This is a genomic window from Alitiscatomonas sp. (genome assembly GCF_037242085.1).
Lineage (GTDB): Bacteria > Bacillota > Clostridia > Lachnospirales > Lachnospiraceae > Alitiscatomonas > Alitiscatomonas aceti.
Genome location: NZ_JAXXBR010000099.1, coordinates 12,057 through 37,302, shown reverse-complemented (window position 1 = coordinate 37,302; position 25,246 = coordinate 12,057). Strand labels below are relative to the sequence as shown.

The following is a 25,246-nucleotide window of genomic DNA, read 5'->3' as shown; positions in this document are numbered from 1 at the left end:
TAGCAAGGAAGAGATTAGATGCCGCGGTTTAGCGGCGTCTAATCCCTTTCCCATTTTCTTTTTACAGCTGAATGAACTTTCCTAATACGACAAAGAAATTATCATAGCTGGTTCCTGTTTCAATATCAGTATATTTGCGTACACTGACATCTCCGCCTGCAAATTCGGAAAAAATTTCTGTAAATTTATCCAGATCTGCCCGTTCCGTAAACTCGCCGTTGCAATATTCCATTGCATATTCTACTGCCCCTTCAATGAACATAGTGTGCATCGGTGCGCTCCATGCGCCCATCCGGCCGCTCATATCATTCTCTGCAAGCTTTGTGCTGATCTGCTCCTGCATGAAGGAAACGTCGCCCTTTTTATCTTCTGGAACTTCAATCCCTAAAGCCCCCGGGAAAGCGTAAAAAACGCTAGGATTATCTGGAAGGGGATAAATTGCTTTGGACTCAAAAACAGCTTTACACATAGGTTCCTGCTGCCCTGCATTAGTTCCAAAGAAAGCCGTATTCTCGCCATACTCTGCCACCTTACGCGGCACATCCTCTAATATATACTGCTGTGTTGCAGCAATTCCTGCGTCACCCTGGGGATCTGGAGAAGTTCCATCAACAAAAGTCAGTCCCAGCTCCTCACACTTTGCCTTCATATTATCATGTCTTGCAATATTTAGTGGCTGAGCCATATGGCGCGGGAAAGAGTAGTGGACTACTGTTGTTGCTCCCATTTCTGCTGCGGCCTCTGCCACCATAGTACCCATCTCTGCCACATCTGGATGAAATACTAAATCCGCTGCAGCACAGATCACATCTGGTGCCTCATTGGGTACGCCTGCCAGAAGCAAAATGTCTGGCCGCTTTTCCCGTACCTTTTCCATTGCAGCTGCCGTACCTTCCATCGCCGTATTACAGATAATTGCTTTTACATCAGGATCTGCTGCCATGGAAAGAGCGATTGAAATAGTGGTCTCCTGTTCACTGGACGCTTTATCCGGAAAAGTCTGGTGGATAATACGGTCTCCATATTTTTCCTTCACAGACTCTGCGGCCCGGTATTCCTCCTCTGCCTGGGATACGGTAGAAGTTAAAATACCAATTTTAAAATCCTCCTCTCCTTCTGTCGCTACGCTCTCTGCCTGAGTTTCCGAAGCTCCAGCTGCCTCTGTACTGCTTTCCTTCGGAGTGCTTCCACAGCCTGCCAGAGATACCGCCATTACTGCCGCCAACATTACTGCCAACCTCTTTCTCATTGTTTTTCCTCCTTTTAATTATACATTAAATTATTTTATTCCTATGAAAATGGAACCCCATTTCATTGTTTTAATATTCAAGCATTTCCTTTAAAGTGAGGCAAAGCATTTCCCATTCCTTCTGGATAGTACTCACCATAACGCTTTCTTTTGGCGTATGGGCTCCGGTAATCTGTGTGCCGGAGCATACGATATCTGCATCTGGAAACTGTTTAAAAAATGTTCCACATTCATTTCCACCATGAGATACCTCTACTACCATTTTCTTTCCATATCGTTTTTCAAAAACTTTCTGAACCAAACTGCTTAAACGGTTATCAGCTTTGTACTCCCACTCTGGAGAATCAGATTCCACTAAAAAATCCGCACCGAAAGCCCTTGCAAGACGCCTATTCTTTTCCACTATGTACCGCTTCTTACTTTCCAAACCACTTCGATAATTAACCCGGACAGTAATCTCCTCCCCTTCTGTTGATATGGTCCCAACATTGCCACTTGTTTCTGCAACACCAGGAACTTCCATGTTCATTGCAATTAATCCACTATCAATATTCATCAAAAAGTCAAGCACTCTCTCCGTTCCTGCCTGATCAAAGCAATCGTCTGCATTTCCTACTTCCTCAGAAATAACTGTAACTTCCGGATCACTTACCTTAAATTCCTTTTTTAATATATTTTCCCATCTCTCAATGAGTACTTTCCATTCATTCCTCTTTTTTTCCTCGACAGCCACAACAGCTTCAGCCTCGCGACAAATTGCATTGGTCTGAAGTCCACCGGAAATCCATGAAAGCTGAGCTCCCAGTTCATTTTCTGCGTCCACAAGAATTCTTGTTATAATCACATTGGCGTTTCCCCTTTCCTTCGTGATATCCAATCCACTGTGCCCGCCTTTCAAACCGCGAATCTTTAATTTCATACACACCATACTATCTTTCAATGGCCCTCTAGCTGCTTTCAATTTCATCCGGACCACAGAGGAACCCGCGCAACCCACTACGATTCCTTCATCACTGCAATCCAGGTTAAGAATCACTCTTCCTTTTATTCTGGAAAAATCAAGAGCTTTTATCCCACTCATTCCTGCTTCCTCATCAGCAGTAAAAACAACCTCTAATGCTGGATGAGGAATCTCCTTTGATTCCAGAACACACATAGCAAAAGCAAGACCCGTGGCATTATCTGCGCCTAACGTAGTTCCATCTGCATAAATACGATCCCCATCCCGCATAATCCGAATAGGATCCTTTTTGAAATCATGAACTGTATCGGCATTTTTTTCACAGACCATATCCAAATGAGCCTGAAGGACTACAGTAGGAGCATTTTCATATCCAGAAGTAGCTGGTTTCTTAATAATAAGATTATTGGTTTTATCCTGATAGGTTTCCAGCCCCAGTTTTTTACAGAATGTGTAGATATAATCACTGATCGCCTTCTCGTTTTTTGAACCATGGGGAATCTCGCTCAATTCACTGAATACTTCAAATACACGCTTTGGTTCTAAGCCTTCCAGACACTTCGCTGTTGCCATATAATTTCTCCTTTCCTGCTTCACTCTTTACCCTTTATTTTGTCTGATATATTTCATCTTGTATTCATTGTTGTATATATCAGATTATAGACATATTACGACATCATGTCAATGCAAATATGTGTATTAATCATATTTTTGTGTATGATTATAGAATTTTATTATAATTTTTTATCAATTTTGACTAAAACTCGATTTTCTCCGCCAAAATATTGCAACCACCTCAAAAATATGCTAAGATTTTATCGTATACAACACACAGGGAAGTAAAAACATATGCCAAAAACCAATTTAAAGACATTGGCCTATCACCATATCCGCCAGAAAATCATTACCTGCGAATATGCACCAGGCGCTTTTTTAAACGAAGAGATGTTAACTGAAGATATGAATCTAAGCCGGACCCCGGTCCGGGACGCTCTAAGCCGCCTGGAACAGGAGGGCCTGATTCAGATCCGATCCAAGCGTGGAATTATGGTTACACCACTTTCTGTCAGAGAAATAAATATGATATATGAAATGAGACTGCTTTATGAGCCTTATGCTCTCATGAATTATGGGGCCCTTCTCCCCCAGGAATCACTGACCGAGTTTTATCATATTTTCTCACACAAAAATTCAGATAATGAATGTTTTCAGAACAATGATTATTTTTACGATCTGGATTCCCGTTTTCACTTAATGATCATTGAAACCTGTCCTAACACCTATATCCACCGGTCCTACCGCCTAATTCATGCCCAGGATACCAGACTCCGATACATGACTGGAAATGTTTCCAATAATCGCCTGGAAGAAACCTTCCAGGAACATCTTGCCATCACCGTCCCCTGTCTCCAGGGGAATTGGGAAAAAGCCGCAGAGAAAATGGTGCTGCACATTGAGGAATCAAAAAAGTCCGCCTTTCACTTGATTTTTGAGAACTCTGCTGACTCCATTCATTTGCCAAAAACACCCCCGGCTTTTTTATAGCTGCAACCGAAAAGACGGTGACGAACTAACATCTTCCAAGCCATCATACATGCGGTTCAGCACATGGTGTTTTCAACCGTCGATATCAATGATTCGATACCATTGCCTTTAATATACAGTTCTCCCACTATTTACTCAGAAACATTCTGGATTTATACCTGTTGGAAACATGTGCCGGCAGGCGGACTATCAAAACCCCGGCTCCCCCATTCTTCACAGAACAGGCCCACCGGGGCTGATCTTTTATCTTTTCACCCGCCGCTCCGCCATGGCGATCCCCTGGTACATAAGGGCTGCCAGGATACAGAGGATCACAATGGACATGAGTACAAGATCCAGTTTAAACACCTGGCTCCCATAAATGATCAAGTATCCCAGCCCCAGCCGGGCGGCCAGAAATTCTCCGATGATCACTCCCACCAGGCAGAGCCCCACGTTTACCTTCATATTGCTGATGATCAGAGGGACAGATCCGGGAAGAAGGACCTTAAACAGGATCTCCCTCTTTCCTCCCCCCAGGGAGCGGATCAGACGGGCCTGGTCCGGGTCCATGGACATAAATCCGTTGTGGAGCGTTAAAATAGAGCCGAATACGGCCACCGAAACGGCGGCCGCCACAATAGTCCTCATGCTGCTCCCCAGCCAGACAATGAGGATCGGGGCCAGGGCCGATTTGGGAAGGCTGTTTAACATCACCAGATAGGGATCCAGGATCTCTGCCAGGCTTTTACTGGACCAGAGGGCCACGGCCCCAAGGATCCCCACCGCAGTTACAAAGAAAAAACTCACCAGAGTCTCCAGGATAGTGACTCCGGTGTGTAAAAAAATGCTTCCATCCAGCACCATGGAGAAAAAACAGCGGACGATGCGGGATGGAGAGCTGAAAATAAAAGCATTGATCACACCGGTCCTGGCGCAGGCCTCCCAGAGGACCAGGACCGAAAGGAAAAGAAAGAGCCGGGCCAGAACCACCATCTGGCGGCGGCGCAGCTGTCTTGCCACAAATTCCTGCTGGGCCAGGGTTTCATGCGTTTTCATGAGACACCTCCAAATCACTGGGATCGTTCCTATTCTTTCAGAATCTTCCACACCTCATTAAAATAAACGGAAAATTCCGGAAAATTTCTTCTTTTCAATGGACTATCCGCTTCTTTGGGAAACGTAATAGAAATGGTATCTTTGATACGGCCGGGGCGGCGGGTCAGGATAAGGATCCGGTCCGCTGCGCTCACAGCTTCTGAAAGATCGTGTGTAATAAGAACTGCCGTCTTTTTCCGGCTGCGGATGATGGTGCTGATATCGTCGCAGACCGTGAGCCTGGTCTGATAGTCCAGGGCCGAAAATGGTTCGTCTAACAGCAAAAGATCCGGCTCCAGGGCCAGGGTCCGTATGAGGGCCGCCCGCTGGCGCATGCCGCCGGAAAGCTCCGAGGGCCTGGCTTCGGCAAAGTTTCCAAGGCCATAAGCCTTAAGAAGCTCTTCCACCTTTTTTTCATGGTCTGGATCCATCTTTTTCTGGATCTCCAGCCCCAGACAGGCATTGGAGCGTATCGTCCTCCACTCAAAAAGATGATCCTTCTGGAGCATGTAGCCGATCCTGGTATCTCCTTCCAAAACCGGCTGGCCATCCAGAAGGATCCTGCCGGAATCCGGCTTTAAAAGGCCGCAGATCAGGGACAGCAGTGTGGATTTCCCACAGCCCGACGGCCCCACCACTGCCAGAAATTCTCCTGTCTGCACCTGAAAGGACAGATCGGAAAGAGCCTCCGTCTCCCCCTCCATCGTATGGTAGGAATAGCATAAATGACTGACTTCCAGCTTGGGAATCATGGACCACCTCTGAACATCTTCTGTTTCTATCAGAATATGCCGCCTGCGCTCCGGGCGTGAATCCGGCATTTCTGGCCGTAAAAAGCCGGATGCCCCGGCCCTGGACCCATCGTATTTTTATTAGGTATTGTATCGAAGGCTCTGTATATTGTATAATATCCATCATGAGACAGGGCATAAAAGACAGGTCCAGACATGGCTCCGGGCATATATAGAGCCATGTGGAAGAGAGGGGTGGTCTTATGACGGTTGCAGAAATATTACAGGAAATCGTGAAGATCGGCCGCAGATACCAGGCCAGAGAGGTGGTCTTATTCGGTTCCAGGGCAAAGGGAACCGCTGCTGAACGAAGCGATATCGACATTGCGATCTCCGGATGCAGGGACTTCGACCGGTGCAGGGATGAGATCGACGACATTCCTACCCTGTATTCCATCGATGTTGTAAACATGGATACCTGTGCAAACGAACTGTTAATGGAGGATATCAGAAAATATGGAAGAAAGATTTTATAAGAGATATGAAAGCTTTAAACGTTCCCTGGATGCACTTGCAGAGGCAAGGCAGAGGGATATGAGCGATTCCTTTGTCCTCAGCGGCACAACGGCAAAATTCAGCATTACCATGGATCTGGCCTGGAAGGTGATGAAGGATATCATCGTAGGCTACTATGAGATCACAGATTTTGTGACAGGCTCCCCAAAAGAAGTGCTGAAAAAAGCATTCCAGGCAAAGCTGATCAGCGACGACACATGGCTGGAAATGCTCCGGACCAGGAATGAGCTGGCCCATGATTATGATGGAGCGATCATTAAAAGCGCCTGTATGACCATCATTGGAAGGTATCTGGATCTGTTTTATGATTTTCGTAATACCGTAGATGAGCTGCTGAAGGAATCTCTATGATCCGATGTTCTGGCCGTAAAAGCCGGATGCCCCGGCCCTGGACCGGCGGCCAGAAAACTCCCCGGTGGTCTTTCCCGCCGGGGAGAAGGCCAGTCTGATCCATCCCGGCTCACCGGCCGCCCTGGCGCGGCCCCTGGCAGGCCATCATGTACCGGTTATAGGCGTCCTTCATACAGGCGATAAGAGGCTTCTGGGTCAGGGCAAAGTACCGTTCCTTTATCTCCCTCTCCAAAACTTCTGTATCAGTCCTCAGGTTTTTCCCCACGAACATGGACGCCACAAAGTTCTTTGTGACTGAAAGGATCGTATTGCAGTCCACGTCCAGGATCCTTCCCGTGTCCCTTTCCACCACCAGGCTGATGTAAAATTCCCCATGAAGATTATAAATGGCGTCCTCCCGGCTGGGCTTGGCCTGGCCTACCACCAGGACCGTATTTTCTGCATACACCGTTCTGCTCCCCCTTTTTTCCGTTTTCTTCCGGCTTCATCCGTTTCCCGGAGCCGTATTCCCCTCCTCATTTTACTATAAACCTGCTGCCTTTGTAAATCCCGGAAGCCTTGACTTTTCCCCCGTTATAGGCTAAGATGGTCTTAACAAATAACGATTCTTTTATTTAAAGGGACTCCTGCCCGGATGCTCCCTCCTTAAGTAAGAGCCATGAATCTCAACGGGATACGTGGGTCTTTTTTTATTGCCCTTAAGGGCCGGATCCTGCGTATCTGCGAATTTTCCATGGAGGATCAAAAAATGAATTTCTATCACCAGCTGGATGCGATCATGAAGCAGGACATGGGCGGCCGGGGCCTTCTTGCGTCCCTTCCGGAAAATCCCATCAAAAAAGCAGCCGAATCCTTAAGACATGCCGCCCGTGTCATCCTTTTAACGGGCTTTCCCGTCCGCATGGAGGACGGCGGCTGTATCGGAGAGACCGACGGCCCCTCCGGCACCGCCAACCTGGCCTTTGCCTTTACCCAGGCCGGAGCCCAGGTCCTGGTGGTCACAGACCGGGCCTCCTACCATCTCCTGGAGGAAGCCCTCTCCTACCGGGCTCCCAAGGCGGCCCTTTCCATGATCCCTGAGGACGCATCCGGGGACTTCATAAGAGACTGCATCCGCTCCTTCCGTCCCACCCATTTTATCAGCCTGGAGCGGCCTGGAAAGGCTCTGGACGGTCACTACCACAACATGCGTGGCGAGACCATCGACGACATGATCACCGACTCTGCCCTGTTCCTGTCCGAGGCCCGCGCCTTCGGGGCAGAGACCATCTCCATCGGTGACGGCGGCAATGAAATGGGCATGGGCACCTACCGCCATGAGATCGAGGCCCATGTTCCCTGCGGAAAGCTGATCTGTGCCAGCGAGGCGGCAGATATCACCCTGGCCAGCGGCGTATCCAACTGGTGGGGCTGGGGGATCGCGGCCCTTCTTTCCCTGCAGGCCAGCCTGTATCTCCTTCCCACCGAATCCCAGGAGGCCGAGCTGCTCCACCGGGTGGTGGAGGCCGGCGGCGTGGACGGGTGCACAAAGGAACACACGGAGACCGTGGATCACTTATCCCTGGCCGTCCATCTTTCAGTGCTCCGCTCCGTCTCCAATGCTCTTATGGCCCAGATGGAGGAAAACGGCCAGGCGTCTGTATTTTTCAGCTCCGTAAGCGCCCGCCCGGTGCAGGCGTAACGCACCGGACGGCCCGCTGCGGGATCTCTCCTGCGGCGGGCCGTCCGGCCTTTTTCTGTCTTTTTATATTCCTATTCCGCTCCGGCGTTGATATAATTCACAAGGCCTCCGGCGGCAATGATCTTCTGCATGAACGGAGGGAACGCCTGTCCCTCGTAGGACTCATCCTTCGTCCTGTTGTGGATGATCCCGCGGTCAAAATCCACCTCCACCTGGTCGCCGTCCCGGATGGCCGCAGCGGCTTCCGGACACTCGATGATGGGAAGGCCGATATTGATGGCATTGCGGTAAAAGATCCGGGCGAAGGTCTCGGCAATGACACAGCTGACGCCGGCGCACTTGATGGCCAACGGCGCGTGCTCCCTGGAGGAGCCGCAGCCGAAATTTTTCTCCGCCACGATGATGTCCCCAGGCTGTACCTTATGGATAAACTCCTTATCGATGTCCTCCATACAATGCTTCGCCAGCTCCTCTCCGGTGGTGGCGTTTAAATACCGGGCCGGGATGATCACATCCGTATCCACGTTGTCTCCATATTTAAATACTCTTCCTTCTGCCTGCATGCTGCATCCCTCCTATAAACCAAGCTCCCACGGGGCGGAGATCCTTCCAGTTACCGCGCTGGCCGCCGCCACTGCGGGACCTGCCAGGTACACCTCCGACTCCACATGGCCCATACGTCCCACAAAGTTCCGGTTGGTGGTGGAAACGCACCGCTCTCCCGCTGCCAGAACACCCATATAGCCGCCCAGACAGGGGCCGCAGGTGGGAGTGCTCACCACAGCGCCGGCCTCGATAAAGATCTCTAAAAGACCTTCCCGCATGGCCTGGAGGTAAATGGACTGGGTGGCCGGGATCACGATGCAGCGGACATTTTTTGCCACCTTCCGTCCCTTTAAGATCTCCGCCGCCTGACGGATATCCTGGATCCGGCCGTTGGTACAGGAACCAATGACCACCTGGTCGATCTTCACCTCTTCAAAGGTTCCCATTTCCTTTGTGTTCTCCGGAAGATGGGGGAAGGCCACAGTGGGCTTTAATGCAGCCAGGTCGATGGTGTACACCGCGTCATAAACCGCGTCCTCATCGGCCTCGTATACAGTATACGGCTGGTCTCCGTGTTCTTTGATATACTGGACCGTCGTCTCATCCACCGGGAAGATCCCGTTCTTTCCTCCTGCCTCGATGGCCATGTTGCAGATGGTGAGCCGGTCATCCATGGTCAGATGCTTCACGCCGTCCCCGGTGAACTCCATGGATTTATAAAGAGCGCCGTCCACTCCGATCATGCCGATGATATGGAGGATCACGTCTTTTCCGCTGACCCATTTGGAGGGCTTTCCCGTAAGGACGAATTTTAAGGCAGACGGCACTTTAAACCAGGCCTTTCCCGTGACCATGCCAGCCGCCATATCGGTGCTCCCCACTCCGGTGGAGAAGGCGCCCAGGGCTCCGTAGGTACATGTATGGGAATCGGCGCCGATCACCGCATCCCCGGCGGTCACCAGTCCCTTTTCCGGCAGGAGCGCATGCTCGATGCCCATGTCTCCCACGTCAAAATAGTTGGTGATCCCGTGAACATTGGCAAAATCCCGGCAGCATTTGCAGTTTTCTGCCGATTTTATATCTTTATTGGGGATAAAATGATCCATGACCAGGGCGATCTTTTCCTTATCAAAAACGGTCTGGTCCTTCATTTTCTTCATTTCATTGATGGCCACGGGAGATGTGATATCATTTCCCAGCACCAGATCCAGCCCTGCCTCAATCAACTGGCCTGCCTTTACCTCCGGAAGCCCCGCATGGGCGGCCAGGATTTTTTGTGTCATTGTCATTCCCATCTGGAATCTCTCCTCTCGTTTGGAACTGCCTGTTGACATTTTAGCATGGGATTCTCTATAATAGAAATACATAATATGAATGTTAAATATGAAATGGAGTTATAAATATGGAGCAGCATCTGTCTCAATACCGTATATTTTATGAAGTGGCCCGGTGCGGCAATATCTCCCGGGCTGCAAAAGAACTGTATATCAGCCAGCCGGCCATCAGCAAGGCCATTGGAAAGCTGGAGGAAAGCCTGGGGACCCGGCTTTTTCTCAGAAATTCCCGGGGCGTCCAGCTCACCCCCGAGGGAAACGTGCTCTTCCAGCATGTGGCCGCCGCCTTTGATTCCTTAAGCCGTGGGGAAAAGGAATTAAAGCGGATCCATGATTTCCACATCGGCCAGTTAAAGATCGGCGTCAGCAATACCCTGTGCAAATACGTTCTCTTACCTTATTTAAAGAGCTTTGTGGAAAAGTATCCCCATGTGAACATCACCATCGAAAGCCAGTCCACCGCCCATACCCTGGAGATGCTGGAGGCCCGGAAGATCGACATCGGACTGGTGGCAGAGCCCAGGGCCAGAAGAGGATTGAATTTCACTCCTGTCATGGAGATCCACGACGGCTTCGTCTGTACTCCCGCCTATATGGAAAACCTGACCCTGCGGGAGGGACCGGCCCCGGATATCTTCAAAACGGGAAATATCATGCTCCTGGACCGCAGCAACATGAGCAGGAAGCACCTGGATACCTACCTGTCTGACCGGGACATCGAGGTAAACCAGCTTCTGGAGGTGACCGACATGGCCCTCCTGATCGAATTCGCCCGCATCGGTCTGGGCATCGCCTGCGTGATCCTGGATTTTGTCTCCGACGATCTGAAAAACGGGACCCTCATGGAGGTCCCGCTGGATGCGCCGATCCCCAGGCGGGTCATCGGCTTTGCCTGCCCGCCCCAGGACCAGTCCCAGACCTTAAGAGAGTTTCTGGCCTTCTGCTCTACTCCCCAGGCCTGATACCGGTGGCTTCATAAAATTTTTCCATGCTGCCGTACTTAAAGACCATCTTCAGCTCGCTTCCGATGCTGTTTAACATGGTCTCGTCCGGCACCTGGTCTCTGTGGTACCATCCGGCCTCCGAAAGCTCGTCCTCCTGGAGACGGATGGTATCGTCTCCGTCCAGCTCTGCGAAAAATCCGATCATCTCCGTATCGGAAAAAGCCCAGGGCTGGCTCTTATAGTAACGGATATTTTTTACCTTCAGCCCCACTTCTTCCATGACCTCCCGGCGCACTGTATCCTCAAAGGTCTCTCCGATCTCCACAAAACCGGCGATCAGCGCATAGCCCCGGTACGGATTATTGCTGACCCGGTATCTGGACAGGATGATCCTGTCTCCATCTGTAATGGCCACGATCACGGCCGGGCAGATCTTGGGGTATTCCGTCTGGCCGCAGAAGGGACAGACCACCGCCCGCTCCGTTTTACTGTCCTCGGTCTCATGGCCGCAGCGGCCGCAGAACCTCCGGCTCTCCTTCCATCGGTGGAGCTGGGTGGCTGTGATCCCGGCAAAGGCCTGGTACATGGGCGTCATTTTCCGGAACACCGAGGTAGGACAGAATTCATACCCGTCCTCTTCTCCCTGGAGCATTTCCCGCACATAATAATACCCCGTTCCGTCGATGGCAAACAGATAATACGCCTTCATTTTCAGCCGCACCTTTTCCATGGGGAAATCTGAAAATCTGGGGATCTCATAATTTCCATCCTCTGCTTTTCTTAAGAGCGTTTTATTGCTCTTCATATATAATACATAATCTTCGTCCCTGGCCTCCGGCTGGCGGAAGGACAGGTCAAACCTGTGTTCTCCAATATCCTGGATCATAGCAGTCTCTCCTTTTTTCATCGTTGTACAAACCCAGAGGGCATACGCCCATACTAAAAAATATCATACGCCATGAAGCGGGTTTTGTCAAATCCGGCAGCCGCATAAGTTTTCTTTCCTTTTCTTGCTTTTCGTTTTTCATTCTGGTACAATGAGGCAGAGCGATTTTTTACGGGAGAAGGTGCATACCATGAATGTAACAGATTTCAATTTTGAATTACCCCAGGAGCTGATCGCCCAGGATCCTTTAGAGGACCGGGCCGCATCCAGGCTCCTTGTATTAAATAAGGAAACGGGAAATATCAGCCACCGGCATTTCCGGGATATCCGGCAGTATTTAAAAAAGGGAGACTGTCTTGTCATCAATGACACAAAGGTGATCCCGGCCCGTCTCATTGGCCATAAGGTGGGAACCGACGCAAAGATCGAGGTCCTTCTATTAAAGAGAAAAAGCGACAATGTCTGGGAGACCCTGGTAAAGCCTGGAAAAAAGATGAAGGAGGGCGCAGAGGTCTCCTTCGGAGACGGCCTTTTAAAGGGAACGGTCGTGGGCGTTGTGGACGAGGGCAACCGCCTGATCCAGTTTGAATACGACGGGATCTTTGAGGAGATCCTGGACCAGCTGGGACAGATGCCCCTGCCGCCCTATATCACCCACCAGTTAAAGGATAAAAGCCGCTATCAGACGGTCTATGCAAAGCACGACGGCTCTGCAGCTGCTCCCACTGCCGGTCTCCACTTTACCCAGGAGCTCCTTCAGGAGATCCAGGATATGGGCGTCACCATTGCCCATGTGACCCTCCATGTGGGTCTGGGAACCTTCCGGCCCGTAAAAGTGGACACCATCGAGGAGCACCACATGCATTCAGAGTTTTATGTGGTAGAGGAGGAAGAGGCAAAAAAGATCAACGACACGAAGAAAAACGGCGGCCGCGTGATCTGTGTGGGCACCACCAGCTGCCGTACCCTGGAGTCTGCCACCGGTGAGGACGGGGTCTTAAAGGCCGGAAGCGGCTGGACCGATATCTTCATCTACCCGGGATACCGTTTTAAGATCCTGGACTGCCTGATCACCAATTTCCACCTTCCGGAATCGACCCTGGTGATGCTGGTCTCCGCCCTGGCCGGACGGGAGCACATCTTAAACGCATACCAGGAAGCCATAAAAGAGCGGTATCGTTTCTTCAGTTTTGGCGACGCCATGTTCATTACCAATGATCCTGTCTAAGCCTTTCACGCCCTGCGCCGGAAACGGCGGGTCCGGCAGGCCCGTCCCAGGCGGCGGGGCGTTTTCCATCCCAGGCCATGGGATCACAGCAGGATACAGCACTTATGAATCAGAAAAAGGAGGATCATCAATGGAGGAAGCCATTCGTCTTAATAAATATCTCAGTGACGCCGGAATCTGCTCCCGGCGGGAGGCGGACCGCCTCATTGAAGCCGGAAAGGTGCTGGTGGACGGACAGACTGCGTCCATGGGCATGAAGGTAGCTCCCGGTCAGACTGTGGTCTGCGACGGAAAGACCGTAGGCGGAAAGGACAAGCCTGTATTCCTGGCAGTCAACAAGCCCAGGGGGATCGTGTGTACCACCTCTGACAAGGACCAGGCTGAAAATATCGTGGAATTTTTAAATTATCCCCAGCGGATCTACCCGGTGGGCCGTCTGGACAAGGACTCCGAAGGACTCCTCTTAATGACAAACCAGGGGGACATTGTGAATAAGATCCTCCGGGGCGGGAATAACCATGAAAAAGAGTATGCTGTGGCTGTCAACCATCCGGTGACAGAGGAATTTCTCCAGAAAATGTGCGAAGGCGTATGGATCGAAGACCTGGCCGTAAAGACAAAGCCCTGCAAGGCCTGGAAGACCGGCCCCTATACCTTCCACATCATACTGACCCAGGGCTTAAACCGGCAGATCCGCCGTATGTGCCGGGCCCTGGATTTCCATGTAAAGCACTTAAAGCGGGTGCGGATCATGAACATCACCCTGGGCGGACTGGAACGGGGCCAGTACCGGGAGCTGACGGAGGCAGAGGTGGCGGAGATCCGCCGCCTGGTGAAGGACTCCACCAATCTTCCCATGCAGGCAGCCATGGCCGGGAAACCGGCCAGCATGACCAGAAGACCTGCGGATTTCGCCAGGAGGCCGGCTGCCAGACAGGAAAGGAGGGACCGAAATGGATGATCGGTTAAAACGGATGAAGGAGCTGGCCGGTGTCCTTTCTGAAGCGTCCAGAGCCTATTACCAGGAAAGCCGGGAGCTGATGAGCAACCTGGAGTATGACCGGCTGTACGACGAGCTCTTAAGGCTGGAGGAGGAGACTGGCACAGTTTTTGCCGGAAGCCCCACCCAGAAGGTAGGCTATGAGGTCTTAAGCGAGCTTCCCAGGGAGCGTCATGAAAAGCCCATGCTTTCCCTTAATAAGACAAAGAGTGTGGATGAGTTAAAAGAATGGCTGGGAAACCAGACAGGCCTCCTTTCCTGGAAAATGGACGGCCTCACCGTGGTGCTCACTTACGAAAACGGTGTCTTATCCAAGGCAGTTACCAGAGGCAATGGCGAGATCGGGGAGGTGATCACCGGAAACGCCAGGACCTTTGTGAACCTTCCCATGTCCATCCCGTACAAGGAACGGCTGATCCTGCGGGGGGAAGCCGTCATCACCTATCCAGATTTTGAAAAACTCAACGCCTCCATCGCAGACGCAGACGCCAGGTATAAAAATCCCCGGAATCTGTGCAGCGGCTCTGTCCGTCAGTTAAACAGCGCCGTCACCGCCAGCCGGAACGTCCGTTTCATGGCCTTTTCCCTGGTACAGGCCGATGGCGTGGATTTTAAGAACTCCCGGAAGGAGCAGTTTTTATGGCTGGCTTCCATGGGCTTTGAGACTGTGGAATTTGTGGAGGTGACCCCGGAGACCCTGGAGGCGGCAGTAGAAGATTTCAGCCGCCGGATCGAGAACAACGACATCCCCTCCGACGGCCTGGTGCTTCTCTATGACGATATCGCCTACGGCGCATCCCTGGGCCGCACCGCCAAATTCCCCAGAGACTCCATTGCCTTTAAGTGGGCGGACGAGCTCCAGGAGACCACCCTCTCCTATATTGAATGGAGCGCCTCCCGGACGGGACTTATCAATCCGGTGGCCGTATTCCAGCCAGTGGAGCTGGAGGGGACCACCGTAAGCCGGGCCAGTGTCCACAACCTCAGTATCATGGAGGGGCTGGAGCTGGGAGCCGGAGACCGGATCACCGTTTATAAGGCCAATATGATCATCCCCCAGATCGCCGATAACCTAACCCGCAGCGGCGTCAGGGATATCCCCGCCCACTGTCCCGTCTGCGGAGGGGCAACAGAGATCCGCAGTGTCAATGATATAAAATCCCTGTACTGTACCAACCCGGACTGCCAGGCCAAAAAGATCAAGGCCTTCGATCTTTTCGTCAGCCGGGATGCTTTAAATATCGACGGCCTTTCAGAAATGACCCTGGAAAAATTCATTGCCGCCGGGTTCATCCACGAATTTGCCGATATCTTCCATCTGGACCATCACCGGGACGCCATTGTCACCATGGAGGGCTTCGGGGAAAAATCCTATGAAAACCTGGTACAGGCCGCAGAAAACGCCTCCCATACCACGCTCCCGCGGCTGATCTACGGCCTGGGCATCGCAGGCATCGGCCTGGCCAACGCCAAAATGATCTGCCGTCATTTCCGCTTCGACCTGGACGCCATGCGCAGGGCCGACGCTGAGGAGTTATGTGCCATTGACGGCATCGGAGCCGTCCTGGCAGACGCCTGGGTGGGATACTTTGAGGATCAGAAAAACAATGAAAGCCTGGACCGGCTTTTAAAGGAACTGACCCTGGAGGACGGCCCGGAGGAGGCTGCGGACGGGCCTCTGGCAGGAAAAACCTTCGTGATCACAGGCTCTGTGACCCATTTTGCCAACCGGAAGGCCCTCCAGGAACGGATCGAGGCCCTGGGAGGAAAAGCCACGGGCTCTGTGACTTCCAAAACCAGCTACCTGATCAACAACGATGTGACATCAAATTCAGCAAAAAATAAGAAAGCCAGAGAGCTGGGGATCCCCATTCTCTCAGAGGAAGATTTTCTTAAGATGACCGAGGAAGACGACCATGCCCATTAAAATTCAGAACGATCTGCCCGCGCGGGCCATACTGGAAAGCGAAAATGTATTTATCATGGATGAGGCCAGGGCCTCCAGCCAGGATATCCGTCCTCTGGAGATCCTGATCCTGAATCTGATGCCCTTAAAGGAGGACACAGAGACCCAGCTTTTAAGGGCCTTATCCAACACCCCCTTACAGGTGGAATGTACGTATATGATCATGTCCACCCACGAATCCACCCACACCTCCGCCAGCCACTTAAATAAATTTTATGTGACCTTCCAGGATGTAAAAAACCGCCGCTTCGACGGTATGATCATTACCGGAGCGCCGGTGGAGCTGATGGAATATGAGGAGGTCAATTACTGGGAGGAATTAAAGACAGTCATGGAATGGAGCCGGTCCCATGTGACCTCCACCATGCACCTGTGCTGGGGCGCCCAGGCTGGGCTTTACTACCACTACGGGATCCCCAAATATAAAAGGGAGGAAAAGCTGTCGGGCATCTACACCCACAGGACTCTGGACCGGAAGGTCCCCCTGATGCGGAGCTTCGACGATACCTTTCACTGCCCCCATTCCCGATACACTGAGGTCCGGGAGGAGGATATCCTGAAGCACCCGGAGCTTAAGATCCTTGCCCGCTCCGAGGAAGCCGGAGTCTTTCTTGTGATGAACCGGGACGGAAGCCAGATCTTCGTCCAGGGCCATCCCGAATACGACCGCATGACCTTAAACGCCGAGTATCACAGGGATCTGAACCGCGGACTGGATCCGGCCCTCCCGAAAAATTATTACGACCATGACGATCCCTTTTCCATCCCTCCCCTGACCTGGAGAAATATGGCCAATACCCTGTACTGCAACTGGCTGAACTTCTACGTTTACCAGGTGACGCCTTACGATCTGTATAAGGAGCCGTCTCCGGAAGTGATCTAGCGGTTTCCAGGATCATAAAAGCTGCCTGTTCCTCCGTAATATGGAGGGTCAGGCAGCTTTTATTTTATATACACTCTTTATCCCGTTTTTGTTCATAGATCTCTTTCAGATCATCAATGGCCATCTCAACATCAAGCGTATGGAAACCAGGCCAGCATTCATTCATGGTTTCCGCATCGGCAGCTTTATATATTTCATTACTGCACTCCCCTGTATAATAATGCCAGTAGCGGTACGTATATCCGCTCCAGTACATTACCTCCATAGAGTAAGATATGCCCGTCTTTTTAAGTCCTCCAACTTCGTCATTCAGCTCCTCAAGAATATATTCCTCGCCTGCCCACTGCATCCGGTCATAAACATCATCCAGGGCCGCCGCAACTTTACTATTCATAAAAGCTTCTATAAAAAATGGGCAATCATATCCAGCTTTCAGAGCAAGTTCAAATAATCGTCCTTGTATATCACAAAGCTGGCGCTTTTCAAGTGTAAGTTTTTCCATTCTATTCACCCGCTTTTAATATTTCGTCAAAAAACATGCCGTCACGACGATACTTCCGGCAGATCTCATCTGCCATTGCGATTCCCTTCGAACGGTTGGCTTCACTCTCCTGCTTCAGTTTTTTGCGATCATCCTCCGTAAGTTTCTGTTCATCAAGAATCCCACGGATCCCCGATTTTGAGCCATGATAAAGCGTTACGATTTCGTTTGTTCTGATCATATGATTCTCTTCCGCCCGAGTCATCTCTTTTATGGTTACGGAGTTTTTCATGGCAGTCCCCTCCAGCAGCAGTATACGATTGGAACACTCTGATTGTAGCACATGAGAGAATCAAAGACAATACAACTCCCCCAGAAATCCACGGACCAGATTGTCAAAAACCAGCTCTTCCATGGCCTTCAAAGACACGGCTCTGATCTCTGCCATCGTGCGGACTGTGCTCTCCAGCGCTTCTGAAACTGTTCCCGGAGCCGTCCGCTTCCCATCCTCTGGCCCATTCTCATAGGCCCACTGTACCGCTCCCAGCCCGTCCGTTTCCACCAGGATCCGGTCCCTGGGGACCCGCCTTGCCGCCTGTGCCACCGCGGGATTCCACCACGCATCCGGTCCCACAGAAAAGTAGCAGTCCAGAGCCAGATACTCCTCCAGATATTCCTCACAGGAATACCAATGTACAAGATACCGATTCGGATACTCCTTCAGAATGGAGGCAATGGCCTTTTCCTGGCCTTTGGTATGGAGGACCACCGGCTTTTTAAGGGAACAGGCCATGGCCAGCTGTTCTCTGAATACCCGCTCCTGGACCGGAAGGGGCACCTGGCACCAGACGCTGTCCATACCGATCTCACCAACCACCGGGCACCGCCGGATATATGGCTCCATATCCTGAACCGTATACTGGTCTGCATACCAGGGATGGAGCCCGGCGGTGGGGATCACGGCTCTCCCCTTAAGCCATTCCAGCCTGGAAAACAGCTTCCCGGCTTCCTCCGGCCCTGTGGCGCAGATCAGGGAAAGGATCCCCTTTCCGGTCCGCTCCTCCCATTCTGTATCGTTCCCCAGATGGGCATGGGCATCACAAAGCAGCATTTCCCTTTCTCTCCTTTCCCATGATCTGTCCATGGATCTCCCGGCGCAGCTCTCCCTGTCCATAAAGCCAGTCCCGGTCCCTCTGGGTCTCACAGACAGATATCTCCCCGTGGATCCCTGCCGGAACCGGGTTCAGGATCAGGATCCGGTCGGATAAATAGATGGCCTCATCCATATCATGGGTCACCAGGACCACCGTTTTTCCCAGCTCCTTTCTCATGGCCAGGAGCCAGTCCTGCATTTCTCCCCTGGTGATCACATCCAGGGCTCCAAAGGGCTCGTCCAGAAGAAGGATGTCCGCGCTGCAGAGGGCCGTTCTCAAAAAGGCGGCCCGCTGGCGCATCCCGCCGGAAAGAGAGGCAGGATAGCTGTCTTCATACCCCTCCAGACCAAATACAGGAAAATATTCCCTGGCCCGCTCCCGCATTTCCTCCAGAGAGCCGTGGATCCGTCCGTACAGGCACACATTGTCCAGGATGGTCTTCCAGGGAAACAGAAGATCGTTCTGGGGCATATAGGCAAAATGACTTGAAAGCCCCCGGATCTCTTCTCCATCCACCAGGATCCTCCCGCGATCAGGCGAAAGGATCCCGGTCAGAAGCTTTAGGACCGTAGACTTTCCGCAGCCCGACGGCCCCAGAAGGCTGACAAACTCTCCCTCTGCCACGCCGAAGGAAATATCCTCCAGAACCTGCCTTTCCCCATAGGAAAAAGACAGGCCGGAAATCTCCAGCTTCATCATTTTCTTTACTCCTTATCTGGAAGAAATTCATTGGTATAGCACTCAGCCGCCGGGATTGCCTCCTGGATGACACCGTACTCCACCATAAATTCCGTATAATTATCCCATACCCGGTCCTTCATCTCTCCCCAGCGGTCCGCATCCTCCGCATATTTGTCTGCCAGGTACTTCTGGGACATGGTGAGCATTTCCAGGGAATAATCCGGAGCATATTTATGAAGGATCTCTGCGCTCTCCTCCGGTTTTTCCATGGCAAATCCATATCCCCTGGAGGTGGCAGCCAGGAATTTCTTCACCATCTCCGGCTTCTCCTCCAGGACCTGATTCCCTGCAATGATCACCGGCGTATAATAATCCAGCCGCTCGTCCAGATCCCGTACCGGCATATAGCTGATGGGGAAATCATTGAGTTCACATTTCACACTGTCCCACGCCTCGTAGAACCACATGATATCCACCTTATCCTTTAGGGCCTCAAACCCAGAGCCATCGGAGATCACCAGGTTCAGCTTTGAAAAATCGGCTCCAGCCTGGGTCATGACCGCCTTTAATACGGCTTCCTCTCCCGGGCCGCCCCAGCCTGCATACGTTTTCCCCTCAAAATCCTTTGGAGAATGGATCCCCTTATCTTTGTAAGCCGCAAAGCCCGAGGTATTATGCTGGATCACTGCCGCGATGGCCTTAATGGGAAGCGGATCCTCGGACGTTAAGGCAACGGTCACATCCTCCTGGTAGCTGATCCCGAAATCGCCTTTTCCCACAGCCACCAGAGAAGCCGTAGCCCCTTCTGTCGGCTCCACAATATTCACCTTCAGTCCTTCTTCCTCATAATATCCCTGGTCCAGGGCCACATACATGCCTGTATGATTGGTGTTTGCCACATAATCCAGGATCACGGTCACCTCTTCCAGCTCCGCCTTTTCCGAAGTTCCCCCTGCTGTCTCACTTTCTCCTTTTTTTCCACAGCCTCCCAGGACCATGGATACTGCCAGGGCACAGGCCGCTGCAGCCGCAAGATTCCTCTTCATCTTTCTCATTGTCTTCTCCTCCAGTTTTTATGTTCTATATTACCGCTGTTTTCTCAGATACGGCATTCCCAGGTACTGGTACAGCCGGATGAGCCCATTCATGCACAGGCTTAAAAAAATGATCACTGCCACACAGGCAAACACCTTATCCAGCATATAGCCGTTTTTCACCCGCAGAAGGTAATAGCCCAGCCCTTCCTGGGAGCCGATCCACTCTCCCACCACCGCTCCGCTGATGCTGTATGTGGCCGCCACCTTAAGTCCCGAAAGAAGCGCCGGCACTGCCGCCGGGATCTTCACCAGACAATAGGTTTTCCATTGTCCTGCCCCGTAGGACCGGACCAGATGCACATATTCCGCATCCACCTGGCTCAGGCCGTCGGAAAAGCTCACCGCCACCGGGAAAAAGCACATTAAAACCACTGTCAGGATCTTGGGAGCAGCGCCGAAGCCCATATAAATGATGAAAATTGGCGCCAGAACGATCATGGGCACCGTCTGTGTCACCACCAGGACCGGATAAAGTCCCTGGCGGATCATTGGAAAACAGTCCATAAGGATCCCCAGCGCCAGGGCCAGGACCAGGGAAATGGCCACGCCCGCCAGGGCTTCTGCCACTGTTACCCGGGCATGCAGCGCCAGCACAGGCAGTTCCTGTACCAGGGTTTCCGCCACCTGGACTGGCGACGGCAGCACATATAGGGGGATCCCAAAGATCCGTACCGCCCCCTCCCAGAGGACCAGGAGGCCCAGAATGAAGAAAGCCGGCATCAGCCTTTCCGATGTCTGTTTCATACAAATTTTCTCCTTTTCCATTAAAAAAAGACCGCCGGATAACGGCAGTCAGTCAGGCATACGCTTATGTCCCTACGTTGGCATTATCCAAATCAGGTTATGGGTCGAAATTCACAATTTCCTCTCAGCCTGTATACAGGCTCCCCTTGTTATGAATCATATTTTTACATCTGGAACTGATTATAGCACGGAATCCAGCCTTACGCAACGGCAAAGTTCAAAAAAGACCGGAACCCCCATAAAAGAGTTCCGGCCTTATAAAGCCTAGTCGGTAAGGAAGCAGGACACGAAGTGGCCCGGGCTGATCTCCTTAAGCTGCGGCTCCTCCGAGCGGCAGCGGTCCGTCGCATACGGACACCGGTTCGCAAAACGGCATGCCTTCGGCGGCTCGATGGGCGAAGTGATCTCTCCCTTTAACAGGATCCTCTCCCTCCGGTTGTCCAGGGACGGGATCGGGATCGCTGATAACAGCGCCTGGGTATACGGGTGCGTCGGGTGGGCAAACAGCTCCTCTGACGGTGCCTTCTCGATCAGCTTTCCAAGATACATGACCGCGATGTCGTCCGAGAAATGGTTTACTACGGACAGGTCATGGGTGATGAACATGTAGGTCAGACCCATCTTGTTCTGCAGCTGCTTCATCAGGTTCAGGATCTGCGCCTGGATCGATACGTCCAGGGCCGATACCGGCTCGTCACACACGATGAACTTCGGGTTTAACGCCAGTGCCCTCGCGATCCCGATCCTCTGGCGGCGGCCTCCGTCCAGCTCGTGGGGGTATGTGTTGATCAAACGGTCTGCAAGGCCTACCGTCTCCATCAACTCACGCACACGGTCCATCTGCTCGTTCTTGTCCGTGATGATCTTGTTGATCTTTAACGGATCCGCGATGATCTGGCTGATGGTCTTACGCGGGTTTAAGCTGGAGAACGGGTCCTGGAAGATGATCTGCATGTCTGTACGTTTCTTTCGCATCTCCTCCGCAGACAGCTTCACCACATCCTGGCCCTCGAACAGCACCTCGCCGGCCGTCGGCTCGATCAGACGCAGGATCGCACGGCCTGTGGTGGACTTTCCGCAGCCGGACTCGCCTACCACGCCCAACGTCTTTCCTTTTTCGATCGTAAAGGTGACATCATCCACGGCGTGCAGCATCCCCTTCGGGGTTTTGAAATACTTTCTGAGATTTTTTACTTCAAGCAGCGGCTGGCTCATCGAATGTTCACCTTCCCTTCATGGATGTTGTCTTTGTTGTACAGGTGGCACTCCACATAGTGGGTATCGTTCCGGTACGTCCTCGGCGGCTTCTGCGTCTTGCAGATCTCCATCGCATACTCGCATCTCGGGCAGAACGCGCATCCCTTCGGCAGGTTGCTGGGATCCGGCATCAGGCCCTTGATGGGCTTTAACTCTGCCTGCCGGTTCTCAAGGTTCGGCAGGGAGTTGAACAGACCCTCTGTATACGGGTGGCGGGTATTCTTGAAGATATCCTCCAGGGTCCCGTGCTCGATGACACGCCCTGCGTATACCACCGATACCTCGTCACAGATCTCGGCCACGATCCCCAGGTCATGGGTGATCATTAACATCGAGGTGTTGTATTTGTCACGCAGGCCCTTCATCATCTCCAGCACCTGCGCCTGGATCGTCACGTCCAGGGCCGTTGTCGGCTCGTCCGCGATCAGAAGCTCCGGGTTGCACGCAAGCGCCATGGCGATGACCACGCGCTGCTTCATTCCGCCGGAGAACTGGTGCGGGTACTCGCCTCCGCGGCTTCCGGGGATCCCTACTAACTCCAGCATCTCCCTGGCCTTCTGCATCGGGTCCACGTCTTTTTCATGGAGCTTGATGACCTCTGCGATCTGCTCCTCTACCGTCATGACCGGGTCTAAGGAGGTCATGGGATCCTGGAAGATCATGGCTACTTTCTTTCCCCGGATGTCCTGCATCTCTTTTTCACTCATGGAAAGGATGTCCTGGCCGTCCAGCTTGATGCTTCCGTCCACGATCACTCCCGGCGGGTCCGGGATCAGCCGTAACAGGGACAGGCCCGTCGTTGTCTTTCCGGCTCCCGTCTCTCCTACCAGGCCCAGGGTCTTTCCTCTCCCGATCTCAAGGTCCAGGCCGTTTAATGCCTGCACCACTCCGTAGTCCGTGCGGAATTCCACCACCAGGTTCTTGATCTCTGCGGTCAGGTCCTTCCCCTCGGTCTTCTTGTTTTCGATTTTTACATTTTCGCTCATCTTGCTACCCCCTTAACGCAGTCTCGGATCAAGTGCATCACGAAGTCCGTCACCCAGAAGGTTGAGTGAGAGGATCGTGGTCATGATTGCAAGGCCCGGGAACAGGCACATGTAGCTGTAGTCACGGATGTAGGCACGGGCTCCGGAGAGCATTGCGCCCCACTCCGGTCTCGGCGCCGGGATTCCCAGTCCGATGAAGGAAAGGCCTGCGATGGAAAGGATGACCGATGCCACCTGTAAGGTCGTCTGCACGATGATCGGCGCAAGGCTGTTGGGCAGCACCTCATGGAAGATGATCGTCGCATCCTTGGCCCCGATGGCCCTTGCTGCCTCCACGTAGTCGGCGTCACGGGCTGTGATGACCGCTCCGCGCACGACACGGGAGAACGTCGGGATCGAGGATACCGCCTGCGCGATGACAAGGTTCGGGATGGAGTTTCCAAGGGAAGCCACGATACAGATCGCAAGCAGCGTTCCGGGGATCGCAAGGAAGATGTCCATGATACGCATGATGATCATGTCTGTCTTTCCTCCGAAGTATCCGGCTGCCGCTCCGAGGATCAGGCCCACGGTCAGGGAAACTGCCACGGTCACCACTCCGATGGAAAGGGAAACGGTGGAACCGTACATGACACGCAGTAAGATGTCACGGCCCATCTCGTCCGTTCCGAACCAGTGGTCCGCACTGGGCGCCTGGAGGGCCTCGCTGTAATTGGTCTTGATCACCTGCGTTTCATAGTCGATCAGGATCGGAGAAAGGATCGCCATCAGCGTCAGCAGTGCAACGATCACAAGTCCGAGGACTGCCGTCTTGTTCCGGCAGAGACGCTTCCAGACTTCTACGAACTGACTCTTCTTCTTGATGTCAGCAGGTGCATTTACATTTTTTGCAGAAGCATTGCTCATTACTGTCTTCCCCTCCTTACTTATACTGTGCTTTGATTCGCGGATCGATGAAGCCGTAGATCAGGTCTACGATCAGGTTGATCACTGCGAAGCTGAGTGCAAAGATGATGATGCAGCCCATGACCGACGGGATGTCACGGCCCTGGATGGACTGGATCATGTAACGGCCGATCCCCGGCCATGCGAACACGCTCTCGGTCAGTACGGAACCGCCTAACATTCCTCCGATCTGGAGGCCGATGACCGTTGTCGTCGGGATCAGCGCATTCCTTAAGGCATGGCGGGTGATGACCTCCTTCTCCGGAAGGCCTTTTGCACGCACAGTACGGATGTAGTCCTGGCGGATCGTCTCAAGCATGGAGCTTCTGGTGGTACGGGCGATGGATGCCATGTGCATGAAGCCTAACGCGATGGACGGCAGCACAAGGCTCTTGATCCCCTGGTCTGCTCCCGATACCGGGAACCAGCCCAGCTTTACAGAGAAGAACAGGATCAGCAGGAGGCCCATCCAGAATACGGGCATTGAGATACCCAGGAGGGATATGAACATGCTGATGCCATCGAACAGCGTGTTCTGCTTGATGGCCGCGATGATTCCTAACGGAAGCGCCAGTAAGATGGCTACCACAGTGGAGGTAAGCGCTAACATCGCCGTATTTGGCAGACGGGCCCATACCTCTTCTCCTACCGGATCACGGGTCTTATAGGAGGTTCCCAGGTCTCCCTGACAGAGGCCCAGCATGTAGTTTACGTAACGGACAATGAACGGGTCATTTAAGCCCATTTCCTCTCGGAACGCCTCGATATCTTCGGGACGTGCCTGCTCACCCAGAGCAGCCTTGGCAGGATCACCAGGAGCCAAATCAAGGATAAAGAATACGAGCAGTGATACTCCGACCAGTACCGGGATCAGTGCCAGAAGACGTTTGATTATAAACTTGATCATATGGTGCGATCCTCTCCCCTCTACATAAATTTTAAT

General features: G+C 52.4%; 27 protein-coding genes and 1 riboswitch. Of the genes, 9 read left to right on the top strand and 18 right to left on the bottom strand.

All coding sequences use genetic code 11. From position 1 onward, the window contains the following. Positions 1-61: 61 nt before the first annotated feature. Together WIH05_RS10755 and pepD are read right to left on the bottom strand one after the other, a co-directional pair. Complete coding sequence (locus WIH05_RS10755; RefSeq protein WP_022272161.1) at positions 62-1,249, bottom strand: DUF3798 domain-containing protein; 1,188 nt, start codon at positions 1,247-1,249, stop codon at positions 62-64. Between the two features lie 70 nt (positions 1,250-1,319). Beyond that, a complete protein-coding gene (gene pepD, locus WIH05_RS10750; RefSeq protein ID WP_022272160.1) occupies positions 1,320-2,783 on the bottom strand; it encodes a beta-Ala-His dipeptidase in 1,464 nt (487 codons plus the stop codon). A gap of 276 nt (positions 2,784-3,059) precedes the next feature. Between pepD and WIH05_RS10745 the strand changes: the two genes are divergently transcribed. Next, positions 3,060-3,755 (top strand): GntR family transcriptional regulator, encoded by a 696-nt coding sequence (locus WIH05_RS10745; RefSeq protein WP_022272159.1) that lies wholly within the window; start codon positions 3,060-3,062, stop codon positions 3,753-3,755. Positions 3,756-3,998: 243 nt separating this feature from the next. On the opposite strand, the gene WIH05_RS10740 is transcribed toward WIH05_RS10745, so the two are convergent. Together WIH05_RS10740 and WIH05_RS10735 are read right to left on the bottom strand one after the other, a co-directional pair. Then, positions 3,999-4,793, bottom strand: a complete 795-nt coding sequence (locus WIH05_RS10740) for an ABC transporter permease (protein ID WP_337425365.1) — start codon at positions 4,791-4,793, stop codon at positions 3,999-4,001. Between the two features lie 29 nt (positions 4,794-4,822). Continuing rightward, complete coding sequence (locus tag WIH05_RS10735) at positions 4,823-5,584, bottom strand: ABC transporter ATP-binding protein (RefSeq protein WP_022272172.1); 762 nt, start codon at positions 5,582-5,584, stop codon at positions 4,823-4,825. A gap of 242 nt (positions 5,585-5,826) precedes the next feature. On the opposite strand from WIH05_RS10735, the gene WIH05_RS10730 reads away from it, so the two are divergent. Both WIH05_RS10730 and WIH05_RS10725 read left to right on the top strand, forming a co-directional pair. Then, entirely contained in the window at positions 5,827-6,099 is a 273-nt protein-coding gene (locus WIH05_RS10730) for a nucleotidyltransferase domain-containing protein (protein WP_022272173.1), read from the top strand. Further along, a complete protein-coding gene (locus tag WIH05_RS10725; RefSeq protein ID WP_022272174.1) occupies positions 6,080-6,490 on the top strand; it encodes an HI0074 family nucleotidyltransferase substrate-binding subunit in 411 nt (136 codons plus the stop codon). The genes WIH05_RS10730 and WIH05_RS10725 overlap by 20 nt, the downstream gene beginning before the upstream one ends. Before the next feature lie 109 nt (positions 6,491-6,599). Here WIH05_RS10725 and WIH05_RS10720 read toward each other — a convergent pair whose 3' ends face one another. Next, positions 6,600-6,938: a DUF3870 domain-containing protein gene (locus WIH05_RS10720; protein ID WP_022272175.1), complete on the bottom strand. Its 339-nt coding sequence runs from the start codon at positions 6,936-6,938 to the stop codon at positions 6,600-6,602. Between the two features lie 300 nt (positions 6,939-7,238). Between WIH05_RS10720 and WIH05_RS10715 the strand changes: the two genes are divergently transcribed. Continuing rightward, positions 7,239-8,171 carry a DUF4392 domain-containing protein gene (locus tag WIH05_RS10715; RefSeq protein ID WP_215653141.1) on the top strand — a complete coding sequence of 311 codons (933 nt, stop codon included), beginning with the start codon at positions 7,239-7,241 and terminating at the stop codon, positions 8,169-8,171. Between the two features lie 71 nt (positions 8,172-8,242). On the opposite strand, the gene leuD is transcribed toward WIH05_RS10715, so the two are convergent. Both leuD and leuC read right to left on the bottom strand, forming a co-directional pair. Then, entirely contained in the window at positions 8,243-8,734 is a 492-nt protein-coding gene (gene leuD, locus WIH05_RS10710; protein WP_022273957.1) for a 3-isopropylmalate dehydratase small subunit, read from the bottom strand. A 12-nt stretch (positions 8,735-8,746) separates the two neighbouring features. Continuing rightward, the gene (leuC, locus tag WIH05_RS10705; protein ID WP_022273956.1) at positions 8,747-10,012 is read right to left on the bottom strand and encodes a 3-isopropylmalate dehydratase large subunit; all 1,266 of its coding nucleotides are present in this window, start codon (positions 10,010-10,012) and stop codon (positions 8,747-8,749) included. A 107-nt stretch (positions 10,013-10,119) separates the two neighbouring features. Here leuC and WIH05_RS10700 point away from each other — a divergent pair, with 107 nt between their 5' ends. After that, the gene (locus WIH05_RS10700) at positions 10,120-11,013 is read left to right on the top strand and encodes a LysR family transcriptional regulator (RefSeq protein WP_215653143.1); all 894 of its coding nucleotides are present in this window, start codon (positions 10,120-10,122) and stop codon (positions 11,011-11,013) included. Here WIH05_RS10700 and nudC read toward each other — a convergent pair. Then, positions 10,997-11,881 (bottom strand): NAD(+) diphosphatase, encoded by an 885-nt coding sequence (nudC, locus tag WIH05_RS10695; RefSeq protein ID WP_022273954.1) that lies wholly within the window; start codon positions 11,879-11,881, stop codon positions 10,997-10,999. The two genes, WIH05_RS10700 and nudC, sit on opposite strands and share 17 nt — an antisense overlap. 190 nt (positions 11,882-12,071) lie before the next feature. On the opposite strand from nudC, the gene queA reads away from it, so the two are divergent. From queA to metA, 4 genes are all read left to right on the top strand, one after another. Beyond that, positions 12,072-13,109 (top strand): tRNA preQ1(34) S-adenosylmethionine ribosyltransferase-isomerase QueA, encoded by a 1,038-nt coding sequence (gene queA / locus WIH05_RS10690; RefSeq protein WP_022273953.1) that lies wholly within the window; start codon positions 12,072-12,074, stop codon positions 13,107-13,109. A 130-nt stretch (positions 13,110-13,239) separates the two neighbouring features. Continuing rightward, complete coding sequence (locus WIH05_RS10685; protein ID WP_337425364.1) at positions 13,240-14,070, top strand: pseudouridine synthase; 831 nt, start codon at positions 13,240-13,242, stop codon at positions 14,068-14,070. Further along, the gene (gene ligA / locus WIH05_RS10680) at positions 14,063-16,036 is read left to right on the top strand and encodes an NAD-dependent DNA ligase LigA (RefSeq protein ID WP_022273951.1); all 1,974 of its coding nucleotides are present in this window, start codon (positions 14,063-14,065) and stop codon (positions 16,034-16,036) included. The genes WIH05_RS10685 and ligA overlap by 8 nt, the downstream gene beginning before the upstream one ends. Beyond that, positions 16,026-16,958 (top strand): homoserine O-succinyltransferase, encoded by a 933-nt coding sequence (metA, locus tag WIH05_RS10675; RefSeq protein ID WP_022273950.1) that lies wholly within the window; start codon positions 16,026-16,028, stop codon positions 16,956-16,958. Before ligA ends, metA begins: the two co-directional genes overlap by 11 nt. A gap of 64 nt (positions 16,959-17,022) precedes the next feature. Here the strand turns inward: metA and WIH05_RS10670 are convergent, their stop codons facing one another. The 10 genes from WIH05_RS10670 to nikB all read right to left on the bottom strand — a co-directional run bounded on the left by WIH05_RS10670 (position 17,023) and on the right by nikB (position 25,210). Next, the gene (locus tag WIH05_RS10670) at positions 17,023-17,460 is read right to left on the bottom strand and encodes a hypothetical protein (protein ID WP_158359972.1); all 438 of its coding nucleotides are present in this window, start codon (positions 17,458-17,460) and stop codon (positions 17,023-17,025) included. Between the two features lies 1 nt (position 17,461). Beyond that, a complete protein-coding gene (locus WIH05_RS10665) occupies positions 17,462-17,731 on the bottom strand; it encodes a hypothetical protein (protein WP_022273948.1) in 270 nt (89 codons plus the stop codon). Positions 17,732-17,791: 60 nt separating this feature from the next. After that, positions 17,792-18,550 carry a TatD family hydrolase gene (locus WIH05_RS10660; RefSeq protein WP_337425363.1) on the bottom strand — a complete coding sequence of 253 codons (759 nt, stop codon included), beginning with the start codon at positions 18,548-18,550 and terminating at the stop codon, positions 17,792-17,794. Further along, the gene (locus WIH05_RS10655; RefSeq protein ID WP_022273946.1) at positions 18,537-19,292 is read right to left on the bottom strand and encodes an ABC transporter ATP-binding protein; all 756 of its coding nucleotides are present in this window, start codon (positions 19,290-19,292) and stop codon (positions 18,537-18,539) included. The genes WIH05_RS10660 and WIH05_RS10655 overlap by 14 nt, the downstream gene beginning before the upstream one ends. Before the next feature lie 5 nt (positions 19,293-19,297). Then, positions 19,298-20,329 (bottom strand): ABC transporter substrate-binding protein, encoded by a 1,032-nt coding sequence (locus WIH05_RS10650; protein ID WP_022273945.1) that lies wholly within the window; start codon positions 20,327-20,329, stop codon positions 19,298-19,300. A gap of 30 nt (positions 20,330-20,359) precedes the next feature. Next, a complete protein-coding gene (locus WIH05_RS10645) occupies positions 20,360-21,115 on the bottom strand; it encodes an ABC transporter permease (protein ID WP_022273944.1) in 756 nt (251 codons plus the stop codon). A 52-nt stretch (positions 21,116-21,167) separates the two neighbouring features. After that, positions 21,168-21,272, bottom strand: a riboswitch (TPP riboswitch). A 107-nt stretch (positions 21,273-21,379) separates the two neighbouring features. Beyond that, on the bottom strand, positions 21,380-22,330 hold the full coding sequence (locus WIH05_RS10640; RefSeq protein ID WP_022272166.1) for a dipeptide ABC transporter ATP-binding protein: 951 nt from the start codon (positions 22,328-22,330) through the stop codon (positions 21,380-21,382). Then, on the bottom strand, positions 22,327-23,358 hold the full coding sequence (locus WIH05_RS10635; RefSeq protein WP_022272167.1) for an ABC transporter ATP-binding protein: 1,032 nt from the start codon (positions 23,356-23,358) through the stop codon (positions 22,327-22,329). The genes WIH05_RS10640 and WIH05_RS10635 overlap by 4 nt, the downstream gene beginning before the upstream one ends. 12 nt (positions 23,359-23,370) lie before the next feature. Then, positions 23,371-24,264, bottom strand: a complete 894-nt coding sequence (locus WIH05_RS10630) for an ABC transporter permease (protein WP_022272168.1) — start codon at positions 24,262-24,264, stop codon at positions 23,371-23,373. 16 nt (positions 24,265-24,280) lie between these two features. Continuing rightward, positions 24,281-25,210 carry a nickel ABC transporter permease gene (gene nikB / locus WIH05_RS10625; protein WP_022272169.1) on the bottom strand — a complete coding sequence of 310 codons (930 nt, stop codon included), beginning with the start codon at positions 25,208-25,210 and terminating at the stop codon, positions 24,281-24,283. Between the last annotated feature and the right edge of the window lie 36 nt (positions 25,211-25,246).

Coding starts and splice junctions, on each gene's coding strand:
- WIH05_RS10670 (WP_158359972.1), bottom strand. CDS start 17,460: ATGGAAAAACTTACACTTGAAAAGCGCCAGCTTTGTGATATACAAGGA.
- nikB (WP_022272169.1), bottom strand. CDS start 25,210: ATGATCAAGTTTATAATCAAACGTCTTCTGGCACTGATCCCGGTACTG.
- WIH05_RS10685 (WP_337425364.1), top strand. CDS start 13,240: ATGGAGGAAGCCATTCGTCTTAATAAATATCTCAGTGACGCCGGAATC.
- WIH05_RS10640 (WP_022272166.1), bottom strand. CDS start 22,330: ATGAGCCAGCCGCTGCTTGAAGTAAAAAATCTCAGAAAGTATTTCAAA.
- WIH05_RS10650 (WP_022273945.1), bottom strand. CDS start 20,329: ATGAGAAAGATGAAGAGGAATCTTGCGGCTGCAGCGGCCTGTGCCCTG.
- WIH05_RS10715 (WP_215653141.1), top strand. CDS start 7,239: ATGAATTTCTATCACCAGCTGGATGCGATCATGAAGCAGGACATGGGC.
- WIH05_RS10635 (WP_022272167.1), bottom strand. CDS start 23,358: ATGAGCGAAAATGTAAAAATCGAAAACAAGAAGACCGAGGGGAAGGAC.
- WIH05_RS10735 (WP_022272172.1), bottom strand. CDS start 5,584: ATGATTCCCAAGCTGGAAGTCAGTCATTTATGCTATTCCTACCATACG.
- WIH05_RS10730 (WP_022272173.1), top strand. CDS start 5,827: ATGACGGTTGCAGAAATATTACAGGAAATCGTGAAGATCGGCCGCAGA.
- WIH05_RS10665 (WP_022273948.1), bottom strand. CDS start 17,731: ATGAAAAACTCCGTAACCATAAAAGAGATGACTCGGGCGGAAGAGAAT.
- WIH05_RS10660 (WP_337425363.1), bottom strand. CDS start 18,550: ATGCTGCTTTGTGATGCCCATGCCCATCTGGGGAACGATACAGAATGG.
- ligA (WP_022273951.1), top strand. CDS start 14,063: ATGGATGATCGGTTAAAACGGATGAAGGAGCTGGCCGGTGTCCTTTCT.
- WIH05_RS10725 (WP_022272174.1), top strand. CDS start 6,080: ATGGAAGAAAGATTTTATAAGAGATATGAAAGCTTTAAACGTTCCCTG.
- nudC (WP_022273954.1), bottom strand. CDS start 11,881: ATGATCCAGGATATTGGAGAACACAGGTTTGACCTGTCCTTCCGCCAG.
- WIH05_RS10630 (WP_022272168.1), bottom strand. CDS start 24,264: ATGAGCAATGCTTCTGCAAAAAATGTAAATGCACCTGCTGACATCAAG.
- pepD (WP_022272160.1), bottom strand. CDS start 2,783: ATGGCAACAGCGAAGTGTCTGGAAGGCTTAGAACCAAAGCGTGTATTT.
- WIH05_RS10745 (WP_022272159.1), top strand. CDS start 3,060: ATGCCAAAAACCAATTTAAAGACATTGGCCTATCACCATATCCGCCAG.
- queA (WP_022273953.1), top strand. CDS start 12,072: ATGAATGTAACAGATTTCAATTTTGAATTACCCCAGGAGCTGATCGCC.
- metA (WP_022273950.1), top strand. CDS start 16,026: ATGCCCATTAAAATTCAGAACGATCTGCCCGCGCGGGCCATACTGGAA.
- leuD (WP_022273957.1), bottom strand. CDS start 8,734: ATGCAGGCAGAAGGAAGAGTATTTAAATATGGAGACAACGTGGATACG.
- WIH05_RS10655 (WP_022273946.1), bottom strand. CDS start 19,292: ATGATGAAGCTGGAGATTTCCGGCCTGTCTTTTTCCTATGGGGAAAGG.
- WIH05_RS10755 (WP_022272161.1), bottom strand. CDS start 1,249: ATGAGAAAGAGGTTGGCAGTAATGTTGGCGGCAGTAATGGCGGTATCT.
- leuC (WP_022273956.1), bottom strand. CDS start 10,012: ATGGGAATGACAATGACACAAAAAATCCTGGCCGCCCATGCGGGGCTT.
- WIH05_RS10700 (WP_215653143.1), top strand. CDS start 10,120: ATGGAGCAGCATCTGTCTCAATACCGTATATTTTATGAAGTGGCCCGG.
- WIH05_RS10645 (WP_022273944.1), bottom strand. CDS start 21,115: ATGAAACAGACATCGGAAAGGCTGATGCCGGCTTTCTTCATTCTGGGC.
- WIH05_RS10740 (WP_337425365.1), bottom strand. CDS start 4,793: ATGAAAACGCATGAAACCCTGGCCCAGCAGGAATTTGTGGCAAGACAG.